This window comes from Candidatus Yanofskybacteria bacterium (assembly GCA_003514055.1).
GTDB lineage: Bacteria > Patescibacteriota > Minisyncoccia > 2-02-FULL-40-12 > GWA2-44-9 > UBA12115.
Genome location: DOSG01000008.1, coordinates 34,859 through 47,059 on the forward strand (window position 1 = coordinate 34,859; position 12,201 = coordinate 47,059).

17 protein-coding genes are annotated in these 12,201 nt (G+C 44.6%); 5 read left to right on the forward strand and 12 right to left on the reverse strand.

What is annotated here, in order from left to right:
* Positions 1-65: 65 nt before the first annotated feature.
* Positions 66-1,160, reverse strand: coding sequence for an NAD(+) synthase (gene nadE / locus DEG18_02375; GenBank protein ID HBX58430.1), 1,095 nt, complete (start codon positions 1,158-1,160; stop codon positions 66-68).
* Between the two features lie 251 nt (positions 1,161-1,411).
* On the opposite strand from nadE, the gene DEG18_02380 reads away from it, so the two are divergent.
* The 3 genes from DEG18_02380 (at position 1,412) to DEG18_02390 (ending at position 4,214) form a co-directional block, all read left to right on the forward strand.
* The gene (locus DEG18_02380) at positions 1,412-2,539 is read left to right on the forward strand and encodes an AAA family ATPase (GenBank protein ID HBX58431.1); all 1,128 of its coding nucleotides are present in this window, start codon (positions 1,412-1,414) and stop codon (positions 2,537-2,539) included.
* A gap of 605 nt (positions 2,540-3,144) precedes the next feature.
* The gene (locus tag DEG18_02385) at positions 3,145-3,591 is read left to right on the forward strand and encodes a hypothetical protein (GenBank protein ID HBX58432.1); all 447 of its coding nucleotides are present in this window, start codon (positions 3,145-3,147) and stop codon (positions 3,589-3,591) included.
* 122 nt (positions 3,592-3,713) lie between these two features.
* Positions 3,714-4,214, forward strand: coding sequence for a hypothetical protein (locus DEG18_02390; GenBank protein ID HBX58433.1), 501 nt, complete (start codon positions 3,714-3,716; stop codon positions 4,212-4,214).
* 85 nt (positions 4,215-4,299) lie between these two features.
* Here the strand turns inward: DEG18_02390 and DEG18_02395 are convergent, their stop codons facing one another.
* From DEG18_02395 to DEG18_02425, 7 genes are all read right to left on the reverse strand, one after another.
* Positions 4,300-4,587: a hypothetical protein gene (locus tag DEG18_02395; GenBank protein HBX58434.1), complete on the reverse strand. Its 288-nt coding sequence runs from the start codon at positions 4,585-4,587 to the stop codon at positions 4,300-4,302.
* Between the two features lie 589 nt (positions 4,588-5,176).
* Complete coding sequence (locus DEG18_02400) at positions 5,177-5,665, reverse strand: hypothetical protein (protein HBX58435.1); 489 nt, start codon at positions 5,663-5,665, stop codon at positions 5,177-5,179.
* 116 nt (positions 5,666-5,781) lie between these two features.
* Positions 5,782-6,006, reverse strand: a complete 225-nt coding sequence (locus tag DEG18_02405; protein HBX58436.1) for a hypothetical protein — start codon at positions 6,004-6,006, stop codon at positions 5,782-5,784.
* Between the two features lie 70 nt (positions 6,007-6,076).
* Positions 6,077-6,361 (reverse strand): hypothetical protein, encoded by a 285-nt coding sequence (locus DEG18_02410; GenBank protein ID HBX58437.1) that lies wholly within the window; start codon positions 6,359-6,361, stop codon positions 6,077-6,079.
* Positions 6,362-6,452: 91 nt separating this feature from the next.
* Complete coding sequence (locus tag DEG18_02415; GenBank protein ID HBX58438.1) at positions 6,453-6,998, reverse strand: hypothetical protein; 546 nt, start codon at positions 6,996-6,998, stop codon at positions 6,453-6,455.
* A complete protein-coding gene (locus DEG18_02420; protein ID HBX58439.1) occupies positions 6,983-7,525 on the reverse strand; it encodes a hypothetical protein in 543 nt (180 codons plus the stop codon). The genes DEG18_02415 and DEG18_02420 overlap by 16 nt, the downstream gene beginning before the upstream one ends.
* Positions 7,526-7,622: 97 nt before the next feature.
* The gene (locus DEG18_02425; protein HBX58440.1) at positions 7,623-8,108 is read right to left on the reverse strand and encodes a hypothetical protein; all 486 of its coding nucleotides are present in this window, start codon (positions 8,106-8,108) and stop codon (positions 7,623-7,625) included.
* 15 nt (positions 8,109-8,123) lie between these two features.
* On the opposite strand from DEG18_02425, the gene DEG18_02430 reads away from it, so the two are divergent.
* Positions 8,124-8,633, forward strand: a complete 510-nt coding sequence (locus DEG18_02430; protein ID HBX58441.1) for a hypothetical protein — start codon at positions 8,124-8,126, stop codon at positions 8,631-8,633.
* A 154-nt stretch (positions 8,634-8,787) separates the two neighbouring features.
* Here DEG18_02430 and DEG18_02435 read toward each other — a convergent pair whose 3' ends face one another.
* Positions 8,788-9,354: a hypothetical protein gene (locus tag DEG18_02435; protein HBX58442.1), complete on the reverse strand. Its 567-nt coding sequence runs from the start codon at positions 9,352-9,354 to the stop codon at positions 8,788-8,790.
* A 75-nt stretch (positions 9,355-9,429) separates the two neighbouring features.
* On the opposite strand from DEG18_02435, the gene DEG18_02440 reads away from it, so the two are divergent.
* On the forward strand, positions 9,430-10,092 hold the full coding sequence (locus DEG18_02440; GenBank protein ID HBX58443.1) for a hypothetical protein: 663 nt from the start codon (positions 9,430-9,432) through the stop codon (positions 10,090-10,092).
* A gap of 87 nt (positions 10,093-10,179) precedes the next feature.
* Here the strand turns inward: DEG18_02440 and DEG18_02445 are convergent, their stop codons facing one another.
* The 3 genes from DEG18_02445 to DEG18_02455 all read right to left on the reverse strand — a co-directional run bounded on the left by DEG18_02445 (position 10,180) and on the right by DEG18_02455 (position 12,153).
* Positions 10,180-10,617 (reverse strand): hypothetical protein, encoded by a 438-nt coding sequence (locus tag DEG18_02445; GenBank protein HBX58444.1) that lies wholly within the window; start codon positions 10,615-10,617, stop codon positions 10,180-10,182.
* Positions 10,618-10,681: 64 nt separating this feature from the next.
* Positions 10,682-11,740, reverse strand: a complete 1,059-nt coding sequence (locus DEG18_02450) for a hypothetical protein (GenBank protein HBX58445.1) — start codon at positions 11,738-11,740, stop codon at positions 10,682-10,684.
* 128 nt (positions 11,741-11,868) lie between these two features.
* Positions 11,869-12,153, reverse strand: coding sequence for a hypothetical protein (locus tag DEG18_02455; GenBank protein ID HBX58446.1), 285 nt, complete (start codon positions 12,151-12,153; stop codon positions 11,869-11,871).
* Between the last annotated feature and the right edge of the window lie 48 nt (positions 12,154-12,201).

Here is a 12,201-nt window from a genome sequence, read left to right on the forward strand (position 1 = left end):
GTATACTACCACCACCTATAAATTCGTCAATAAAAAGGCCGAGCGTTAGCTCGGCTGATTCGGGATTAGTCGGTATCGTTCACGAACCACTCGTCATGCTCGCGGATTGGGCAGACGGGAATGTTGGGATTAGCCTTGTGCTTGGTAACAAGTTCCATTGCGGACACTTTTCGAATAATTTCCGCTTCATTGTTAGAGATCATTTCGTTATCTAACCACAAGTTAATTTCAAATTCTCTGTCTTGGAGACCAAGACTCCAAAACTCAGGCTCAAGAACTTCGACGATTTTATCTACTTCTTCGACCTGATCGTAAGTCAGGCCAAGTTCGTCTTCGTCATATTGGGGCTCGCCACCCCAGAGATCTGCCGATGGCTTAGCTTCCAGAATCGCATCGGCTGCTGGAGGCATTTCGCCTTTAAATGATGTCGGTGCGCATTCGAAAGCTAGCCATTCGAACAATTGGCGAACTTCGCTCTTATGCAGATCAGCGATTGGCGACAAATCAACAGCTCCGTCGCCGCGCTTATTGAAATAGCGCAGGATAAAATCTTCGTCTCTGTTGCCGGTGCCAACAATCAATCCACCAACACGCTTGGCCACGTAATCGAGTACCGGCGCTCGTAAGCAAGAGAAAAAGCTACCTCGATCGATCATGTCTTGCTTGGGTAGTTGAGCCCAGCCGAGACGACCAAGCCGGTAGCCATATAATCCGTGATCAGCCCAATCCAAAATATTGTCAGCTGCGTCAGTCAGTGGTATGGAGATAAATTTCAAGCGATAAGTACTGGTAAATTCCTGAGCCCTATCGAAGCTCCACTTACTTGAATGGCATGACATATTCACAGTTACGACCTCGATATTGTTATATAGGCAGATTAGTGCCACTAACGCCGAATCAATACCACCTGAAAGACCTATAACTGCCACAGGCTCATGGTCTGGCTTGATAGTCAATTTCTCGCGTAACCATTGACCGATATGCTCAATAATCGCTTTCGGATCTTTAACCTTCACGGCTCCCTCCTTGGGAAATAGCTGGCCATATAATACAATAATTCCCCATTCTCGGCAATAAGTAAATTTAGTAAAAGAAAACCGGCTAAGAGCCGGTATAAAGAATATGTTATTAAATCGTCTATTTAAAAGCGTCCGATACATCTACCACGAATGCAATAACTATAAGGACTACCCAAATAAAGACCGCTAGCAAGTTACCATGAAGAAAATACATGCCAATGCAAGCAACTACGGTTCTTGGAATAAAGAAAGTAATAACTCCAATGAATACCAATCCGAGAAAACTCAGCAGTTCCATGGCACTCTCCTCAAAGAACTTGAGGATAGTATGTGGTAAACGTGGCGTATTGTCAATTGTATTAATCGCTCTCCTACTCTGCTAGAATTGGGGCATGGCAGAACCACTAGCCGTCAGGATTAGGCCAAAAAATCTAAATGAATATATCGGTCAGAGCCACTTGGTTGGGCCAGATAAGCCAATCCGCGTAGCCATTGAAAAAGGCCACAAGTTTTCGTTTATTCTCTGGGGCCCGCCGGGATCAGGCAAGACTACGCTTGCAAAAATATACGCCCAAGCCATTGATGGCCAACTTTTTGAATTATCGGCTGTGTCCGCGGGTAAGGATGACATTAGGGAAATAGTTAAGATCCGCGGTATGCGACCCAAGATCTTGTTCTTAGATGAAATTCATCGTTTCAATAAGGCCCAGCAGGATTATCTCTTACCTTTTGTTGAAAATGGCGATATTACTTTAATTGGCGCGACTACTGAAAACCCAAGTTTCGAGATTATATCTCCCCTACTCTCTCGTTGCCAAGTTTTTGTGATGAGCGAATATACATCCGACGAGATGAAAGCTATCATCAAACGCGCTAAGGTTAAAATCGACGCCAAGTCAGCCGACTGGCTAATTAATATGGCTAACGGTGATGCTAGGCAAGCTATCGGCTTGCTGGACTCAGCCCAGAGGCTATATGGTAAAATTTCGCTTAAAACCCTTGGCGATGCTCTACAGTCTAAGTTTCTACGCTATGATAAGAAAGGCGAAGAGCATCACAACCTAATTAGCGCTTATATAAAAGGCATGCGCGCTAGTCAGCCAGACGCCGCACTCTATTATCTGGCCAGAATGATCGATTGTGGCGAAGATCCGAAATTTATTGCCCGAAGGATGATTATTTTTGCCAGTGAAGATATCGGCAACTCTCAACCAACGGCAATCGTTGTAGCTAACGACGCCTTTCGCGCAGTAGAAGTCGTAGGCTTGCCAGAAGCTCAAATTAATTTGGCTTCGGCCACGGTTTATCTAGCCAAGGCTAATAAAGATCGCAGTTCATACAATGCTTTTTTGGCCGCGATGGAAGATGTCAAAAAACATGGCAACTTGCCTATTCCACTTAAGATCCGAAATGCTCCGACTAAATTAATGAAGGAGCTTAATTACGGCAAAGGCTACGAAAAATACACTCGCGACGATTTTCTTCCGGCGGAGTTAAAAGGTAAGAAATATCTCAAGTAGCATATAACGTATATGCGGGGCGTCTTTCCATTGACAGTGCCGTAGATATGTCGTAATATCTTTTTAGTTCGTAAGCAACGGGAGCTACTCCCACGAGCATTATTGTTCAAAAAGTAGCGGAGAGAACGTGGCTATACTTCTTTTTTCCTTCGGCGTGGTGTCCGCTATCATGGTCATGCTTGCAGGGCTTGAGAAGAATCACATCAAGCCTGTTTTCATTGCTGCCCCTTTCATGTTCTTCATGGCGGCCGCCGTGGCCAGGTACCTCGGACTCTAGGGTCTACCGCGCAGAGGCTTTCATGAAAACTAGACAAAGGATAGAATTACTTCTGCTAAGCGTGGCTTACACGGCGATCTTTATTGGAGCAACTAGAGTGATATCGCTTCGAGATGCGTGTCTAGTAATCGTGTCTCCCATGCTGATCACGATCGTAGGCATTTACTATATCTGTCGACGACGACCTACTCAGGCTTAGCATTCACTACCCCTCGAGGACAGGGAATACTAGTGAGCCCACTTAAAAAAGTGGGCCTTATGTTTTAAATTGACAAGTGCCACTAAAGTGATATTTTGGACTCACGTTCTTTGAAGGAGCAAGTTCGAAATGGCCAAGAAAAAAATAAGCCTTCAAGCTAAGATTGCACGACGCAGAGAACAGGCAGAAGACAAAGATATCTCCGGTAAAGCTTCCGCAGTGGCTCGTTATCTAGGCTCGCATAATAGCCTAGATGATCATAATGGCATTTGGGGAAATCGATATTTCTTTGAAAATTCTGACTTGAAGATTACACATGAGAGCGGCGAAATATCCGGCGGCGACGGAGCAGTAGGATTCTTTTCGCAAACGATATATTACAAACGCAAGCTGGTTTTTGACGAAGGCGGCGCAGAGGTTGTTACGTATATTCCCGGTAAGTGGGAAGAGGCTCTTGATGCCTTAGAGTCAAAGGCCCTACAAGTACAGAAGATGCTTGCGGCAAAAAATAAAGAAAGTAGCAGAAAAAAACAAGAAACAGAAGAGGTTAAAGAACGTAAGAAATGGGGTCTGTAAATTAGTGGGCGGAATTATCCGCCTTTTTGTTTATCACAATCGTCAATACGAAGGCGCCCCTTACATTGACGATTATGATAAAAGTGGTATTCTAGTTGCACGTTCTTTAAGTGGAGGCAGGGATGGACAAGGATACAATCAATCTAATTAGGCATTTTTTCTTTAAATCTATGCGGAATGGCTGGGCATCACCGACGGCAAAATCTGCCATTTCTGAACTGCCAGGAGCAAAAAGTATCCGATTTAGCGATGGGGAATTCGATCTTCTAGATTATTACTTCGTATCGTTAGACTCAGATTATAGCTACGGAACTACGACGATCTGGCTCGCCGAAAAGCCCGTCTGGATTATGCATTATGGTGGCTGGTATAATGAACTGGTTATCCCCTTTCTCAAACGAGCGCTGTTAAGAAATTACAACGCCGATGTTTTTACGGGCGGGCGAGGCCCAAGGGGATTGGAAGATGGCGAACATATCTTTCAGTACATCAACATCCCACTCGACAATGACTTTACCAATTTCTCTGGCAAGGAACAGATCATCGCCACCTCGCCCCAGACGGGGTTCCCACCAGGGACGATCTTGGGAGAGCATCGATATTTCGGTGGGCTATTCAAGTAGAATCGCTTCGGCGGAGAGATAATATCAATCCGCTTTTTTATTTAGCAAACTATTTTAAATAAACAAAATCCCGGCTTCGCCGGGATTAGCCTTCCTCCCACATTCCTTCCGTGAACTCTATTTTGATATCGCCCATCGTCGACTGTAATTTTTCTTTCAGGGGATTCAGAAATGGTCCTCTGGCGAGTTCGGCGTGCTCTTTATCGTATAACTTCCATCCAATGATCTCGTAGTCATAGGTTACTCGTCTTCTGATGGCTACGCATACGACTTGCATTGATGCCATGCTCTTCACCTTATCCCCGAAGGACTTTAAATAAAATACCACTTTCGTGGTATTAGGGCAATTTGTAAAGAAGATGATATTTGCCACTCATTCTACCAAAGTTTGAACCGCCGCACTTACAATCGACTCTGCGTATTTTGAAGTGTCCGCCATCCAAAACGATATTCTGTTCACATGCACGACAAATAATAACTAACTTTTGCTCTGATTGTCTTGGACAATGACCATCACAAGGGACTAGCACGCTAGGCTCCCAGAATAATTTACATTTTTTGTCTGGGCAGATAATATAGGTGACGCCTGGCTTCATCCTTAATTTTCTCTTGCTCATGGCCTATCATCTACATCAACCCTGAGAGCATTAGTTAAAGTCTTCTTCATGAATGCCAGGACTGGATTAAGGGCTAAGACAATAAGTAGCCAGCCCCAGAATGCCCCTAGCAGCATAGCAATAATAAAAGCCCAAAGAGGCATTATCGCCTTCATGTCCGGATACATAATCCCGCACATGATCAGCCAGCCTATACTGACAATAATCCAACGCAACTCAATGCCATATATCTTCAAGCGTTCTTGTGACATAAGACCCCCCTCTCAAGGAACAATTTAGGCTAAAATATCACAAAGGGCGCCTTTGTACAAAGGCGCCCTTTGTTTAGATAGCGATAGTGGTCTTTTAGCTAATCCAGCGGAAGATGGGCTTGAGAATACGAGCTGCGAATGAGGTTGGCTTTTTGACGGCTAGGAACCAGCGAGTAGCTTCGTCATCCCACCAATATTTCATGAAGTGCTTAACTGAGTAACTATGATTAGAACCAAACCAAGTATCGTGGAAATAGACACGTTTTGAGGTAACTCGACGAACGATAGAATAATGAGCCTCTTTATGCTTTGGGATCCAATATGCGATTATAATCCAGTGAGTTTTGAGCTTGGCTTTTAGATCTTTAGTCGTGGCACCCTCCTTCTCGGTAAACGATAACCCATGCTTCTTAAAAACCCTTTTAAGGTCTTTATTAGCCGTACCCGCCCTGGTGGTACTTAATTCCTTCGAGATCTCCCTGAGGGTCTTTTTACGCCCAAAGGAGTGCAAGATAATACGGGCCACGGCGGGGCCACAGGTCCAGGCATTCGGCTGTTTGTAGGCAGGTCGAAGGAATACCATAATGCTGTCATTAAAGCAGTCCCGGTCAGTAAAGTCAAAGTTGACTCAGGCCTCCATTCGTCTTGTATTTTCGCAATCAAAAAGCGCCCCTCGGGGCGCTTTTTGATTAAATTCTCTTAGGCTTCACAAACACACTCTTCCATTAACTTCGAGCAGGTTGCACAAGCGGCAACGGCACACGTACACTCGCCATCGACTAGTTTACATCCATCACAAACGGCTACTACATTTTCTTTACCGCAAGCATGAGTTTCGACTTCTGCTTCCGGCACCACTACCGAGCATGTCTTACACTTCATTTCCGTGACTAGCATCTGACATTTTGAACATTTTGTTTCCATCGTGTTTTATTTATCTTTATGTACTAAATTATACCACACTAAAATATAAAAAACCGGGTATACACCCGGCCTACTGTGGATTATCTAGATCCAATCGCATCAACGTTCTAATCTCGTCATTGGTGATGACACCCAACACCTCAAGCTCTCTGTTAACATATCCCATCCAACGACCCCTTCTAGCAGCGGCCGTAATCGGATCGCCGGACGTCAACGTCTGTAGATAATCTAACATCCATAGAGCATAGCACGCTCGCTCTCGACTGCTTAGAAGACTAAGCAAGTTGGGCTCCCTAAAAAGTGGCGTGGCGGCAGGATATTGAATCAAAATATGTTTTTTCAGGCCAGCAGTCATGTTTGGGTAAAACATTTATACCCTCCATTCTCTATGTGTTTTTGCCTCGTGTACTTTGCCTACTATACAATAAGCCTCAAGCTTTGTAAAATTAATCGAGACTTCTTTTTATTTGTCCGTCTTTTATTATTTCTTGCTTCTTAATTTTATTGGGAACAGATTTCCAGCCGGGGCCTCTCATTCTTTGACCAGCGTCGTATGGTTTATATATCTTTGCCGCAGGGCCTCGTTCAATCCAAGCATTGTCTAAGCCAGAATAATCTATAAACCAACCCATCAAGATTGCGCCCAAAATAAACCCAGCGGCTATCATCAAAAAATTCTTTTTATATGATAAGTCGTAGGTCCTAAGCATCAGACAGGATATGCCAAGGCCGATAGCTGCTGTTATCAAGGCCCACCACGGAAAGAGGGCTAACATATTTTGCAAGCGTATGCCGGCCATGGGGCCATGACTTCGAATAGAAAAAGTGATTAGACTTACAAAAAAAGTAGAGAGAACGAACAGGCTGGCTAGACCGACTATCATACTTAAAGAGCCCAACACGAAGTACCATCTGGGTTTCATCTTTGTATGGCCATCTTTGATCTGGGCCATAACCTTGTTCGATAAATTGTTGTTTATATTGTCGGACATATCTTCTTCATTAAAATTTTAGCACGATTAATTCTTGTGCCAACTGTACCGACGGGTAATCGTAAAATATCGCTTATCTCTTCGTATGATTTATCTTCAAGAAAGAAAAGGGATAACGGCTCGGAATAAATTAGGGGCATTTCCGAGAGACATTTTCTGACTAAATCTGAAGTTTCTTTTTGAATAAGATCGTATTCTATGTTCTCGTCGCTTTTGAAATCAAATTCTTCGGGCATGGGCATCTCTTTCTTGTACCTAACTATTTCATTCATGGCCTCGTTGTGAACTATGCGATAAATCCAGGTAGAGAATTTCATCTTTGAATTGAAGCTTTGCAAATTGACGAAAGCTTTGATGAAGGCATTCTGGACGATATCGGCTGACTTCATTTGATCTTGCGCTAGGTAGTTGGCATATCTTAGCAATTTGTCTTGATAACGTAAGACCACCTCAAGATAAGCATCTTGATCTGCAGCACGGACGTATTCTATGAGTTTTTCGTCGCTTAATGTTTTTAGATCAACCATGCCTATTTATATTATCACAATCTTTGGCTTACAAGGCAGAACCCTCAGGCCATCTTATCGGCTGAGGGTTCTGCTGCTATGCTCTATTCGGGCCATTCTACTTATGATTTCTACCGAAACCAAGGCCCTCGCCCATGCCTCGTCCAAAACCCATTCCAGCTTTACGGCCGATACCTACGCCTAGCTTTAATTCTTTTCTAATCGCTTCGGCTTCGGCATATTTGCCTTGTTCGGCTAGCTTGTAAGCTTCGACGAACTTAGCGAAATTATCCTTGGTAATAACTTCAGTTACGCGACCCTTGTCGCCCATTAAGGCCTTCCAAGCCTCATAATCACTAGCCGCTAAGGCTTTTTGCATAGCTTCGTGCCTTTCGACCGAATAATTTGGCCCGACCTTTGTGGCATCACCTCGAAAAGCTGAGGCTGAATCTGTGCCTGCAAGAACCATAGCTCCGACGGCTGATAGACCAACTACGGTTAATATTATCTTTCTGTTTATCATTTTTGTTGTATTTATTATGTTTTTTATATTACCCATCGACCACTCATCTATAATACAAACGCTCAGGCCTATTTCTTTCATTAGCCTATTCTTCGCATGCCGCGTATTCAAGCCCGCTTGACATGTCTTCCCGATTATGCTAACATCTTAGCATTCAGTTTCACGTTCTTTTCACGCGGGAGGTTCGTCATGAAAGTCACAGTCGTTCAGTGCGAATGCGGAACTACGCAGGCTCACCGTAAGTTTCAGACAGCAGAGAATGAATCTCAGGGGTTCTTCTCCATCGAGGCGGGCAAACAGCTCCTCGAAATGAGCCTGAACAAAGGTCTCATTACGCAGACCGATGACGAAACGGCGGCCACGTTGAAGGAGTTGGAATCCTGCGGCCTGCCCGCCACGAAAGCCGAAGCACTGGCCGCAGCGATGGATGGCAGGTCTACCGGCCTGCCGGAAACGATCTTGGCCCGTGCTGCCAAGAATCTCCGAGCCGAATTCGAGCTGGCAGAGGATCGTCGGCGACAAGTCGCACAAGTTGTCCAGGAGGGACTCTTGGGTGCCGAAGACGGCGAAAAGATCCTCGCCCTCGCGGCGGAGATCAAGCAGTAGCGACGCCGGCGTCAGAGACGCCAACGGGCGGCCAACAGGCCGCCCGTCTTTTTTATCCTATTGATCATTTCATTCCCATCGCCAGCCTACTCTTTAGCCTTCTTTCCAAAATTGGCCAGTTTCTTTATTGATAATTGCTAGCTGAACAATCTTATTATTTAATAGCCTCAACCATCGTCGGCCAAATTGAATTTTCGTCACTGGCGTCCATCCTTGGACTTGATTCAGATACGTCAATAAAGAATCTTGCCCATTTGGACGTATTTCCATCAGAATATGCTAACGGCGATGGACCCAAAGTTACGACAAAACCTAACTCGTCAAGAATATCAATTATGTAACGCATATTCGTCTTAGGCTCTATAATTACAACTTTACCGTCTGGTTTCAATACTTCTTTAGCATCTTTTAAAACTCGAGTGTACTTACTGATGTCATGGCTTACGGTGTAACCTCGAGGATCCTTTGTTTTAATCTCACCCATTAAGAAATTTATACAGACTTGATCTACGCTTTCAGATCTAAATGGCAAATGAGAATCGATATCACTTTTCCATGCTATCCTATGCAGGTTTTTTAGACTTGGAGTTGCTGGTCCCTCAACAGGGTCCAATACTATAAAAGTTTCCTGGGGATTTCTTCTAGCCTTGGCGTAGAAATATTCGCCTTCTCCGCCAGCTATGTCTATATTAATTTTAGAATCAATTTTTTCCATCTTCATTGCGTATATTAATCCTAGCTTTTTTGACGATTTATTTCAATTACGGCCAACATCATCATGGCATCGTAGACATTCATGGCCAGCTTGACGCTTAAGATCAATTATGCTATTATCTTGCCATCCACGTTCACAGGAGATCCTTTCATGAAAGTTGCAATTGTTCGATGCGAGTGTGCCAATCCGAAGCCTCATTGGAGGCTCAAATCCACGGATAAGCAGTCTGCAAGCTTCTTCTCCGTGGAAGAAGGCAAGGCAATCTTCAACGAAGGTCTCGCCGGAGGCCACATCGTGCAGACGCCGGAGGAAACGGCGGTCACAATGCAGGAGATCGAGGCGCTGTCAGCGGAAACGGCGGAGTACGGCAAGTCCGCCGGTCTACCAGAAGACGCTATTCGTCTGGCCACCGGGATGATCCAAGAGAGATCCCCGTATGTCCGTCAGATGGTGATCAACCAAGCCGTCAGGATGGGCGGCCTCACCGCGGAGGATGGCCAAAGAATCCTCGCCTTGGCGGAGGCCAAAGAAGTGATCGCAACCGCAAAAGCCCGAAGGCCCAGCGAGGGTTGGCCAGAGAGTCGGTTGAGAATTGCCGCCAAAACTCTCGTAGAGGTGGCCAGCGGCGAACTTCACCAGCAGATGGTAGCCGATACGATCCGATCCGGCGTTCTCGTCCCCGAGGAAGGCGAAAAGATTCTCGCCTTCGCGGCGGAAATTGTAGCGGCGGAGATCAAGCAGTAGCGACGCCGGCGTCAGAGACGCCAACGGGCGGCCAACAGGCCGCCCGTCTTTTTATTCAAAAATGCTCTCTATCTCAAGCTTCACCCCTTATTCGAAAGTAAAAACTTCTAGTCTGCGGCTGTCCCAATCGGCGAATTTGAAGTGGTCAGACAGATATTCGACATCTTCTTTGGTTTTTCGGGTAATTATGTATAAGCAAGCACTGTCATATTTTTTATATTCCCAGAACCAATTCTTAACCTTTCTTTCGTAATCATCCGTATAGTAGGGTTTCTCTTCGGGATATTTCTCTTCCAAGTATTCCCTATCGCTAAATGTCTCGACTTCGTCGAAAATGTAGACATCAGCTTCTTGCTCTCTGATATTGTCGGCATCCTTAAAATACGCAACCTTTTTGCCTTTTTTCTCAAGCTCAGGGATTAGTTCCTCTTTTACAAATTTTGTTTTACCCGAATCACTTATACCAATTAAAACCATGCTTTCGCGCCTAATTAGACCAATGGATAATTTACTTAGTAGGTTCATATACTAATAACTCTAGTCTTTTTAACGGATAAATAAAAGCGGGGTCGTTCCGACCCCGCACTAGCTATGTTTTCTTCTGTGCTTCCAACATCCTGATTCTTTCATTCGCTTCTTCGATCTCGCGCTGAGCAGATCGAATTTCTTCAAGACGATTACCCTCTCTCTTCACCAGTTCGTATTCGCTTATTAGCCAAGCCGCTCGAGATCCTACGAACCGAGCTTCATCAAGGCTGGCAACCAATCGAGTTTTTTCCACTGGATGCCTATAGTCATGAATCTTTCTACGCATAGCGATCTCTTTCAATTTGGCCAAAGAAGCCTTGTCCAAAGTCGGTATGTATTTACGCAATATATCAAGTTGGCCTAGTATCTCCATGACTTCGATCGTCCAAGGTTTAGCTTCGTCGACTCTTTTTCGAATTTCAGCTGTGCGTTTTTTCTGCTCAGCTATTTCTTCTTCTTTTCGCCAAGACTGGACTTCAGGATCTCGCCACTCCCAGATAAGTTCTACAAAATTCATAAGAAAGTCGAAGGCTATCTGTTCATGATGAGTTCGTTCGCGTTGGCGTGGTAGATTCGGAATTTCGAAATCATCAGCGTAGCGTCTCTGATGGATACTAAAGAAGCCGAGGATGGCATTAAATATTCGCTCCGATTGAATAGTCTTATTCCAAAAACTACCAAAACTATCATCTCGTCGATATTCAATCACTTTTCGAGTTTCTGCGCCTTTAAAAAAATTCTGAACAAGCATCTTGAATGCTTTTTGCGCCACGATTTGTCGAATTTCGCCCTCAGACCTTACTACTTCATTTCCATTTTTATCGTAGCCTATCCTAAACTTCGGCGGATCTAGCGGAGAATTGGATCTGAGCAAGAAATGGCCGTCAGCAACTAGAAAGTAAAATATCAGGCGATCGATATCGTCGTAATCTGGCTCACCGTATGTTGATGCAGTAAGACTAACTTCAAAACCTTCATGAAGTAGCCCTAGCAATTCACCAAGAGTCTTGGCAGTTTGCCACATCTTCAGCCATTCATGAAAGTTCTTAGTCGGCCTCACTTCTCTTTTTGAAAGATCACCGAGTACGGCTATGTCGTACTTCTGTTGTGGTTCGAACACCGTAGCCTCCCATGTTATGCCCCGCTCTGTGGCGGAACCGTGGAGCTATCTCCACCGATAATCTACGCCGTCTAGGCGATTTGTCAATAAGCAAATTGAGGGGAAAATAAAGCCGAGCAATTGCTCGGTCAGTCTATATGCACCTGACTTGGGATGACTTTTGGTTTTTTTCTCCTAATATCAGCCACTCGTAGACCCAGATCGCAACCGCCTCTTATGGCCACGTAATTTATGAAATCTACTACGACAGCCTCAGCGATTCGATTAGCTCTAGCTCTATTTGCATCAATCCAGTCGAAGTCAGATTCGGCTAAGCCGTTCTGATAGCTATTCCTGTAGATTGACGGAAGGATCCCTTTTAAATGAGTTCGGGCGTCTTCTTCTAACATGTCATGAAGCTCTTTTTTCGTCATAGCGCCCTCGAGTACTCAGACTAGATTATCACTACAATATTAATAATC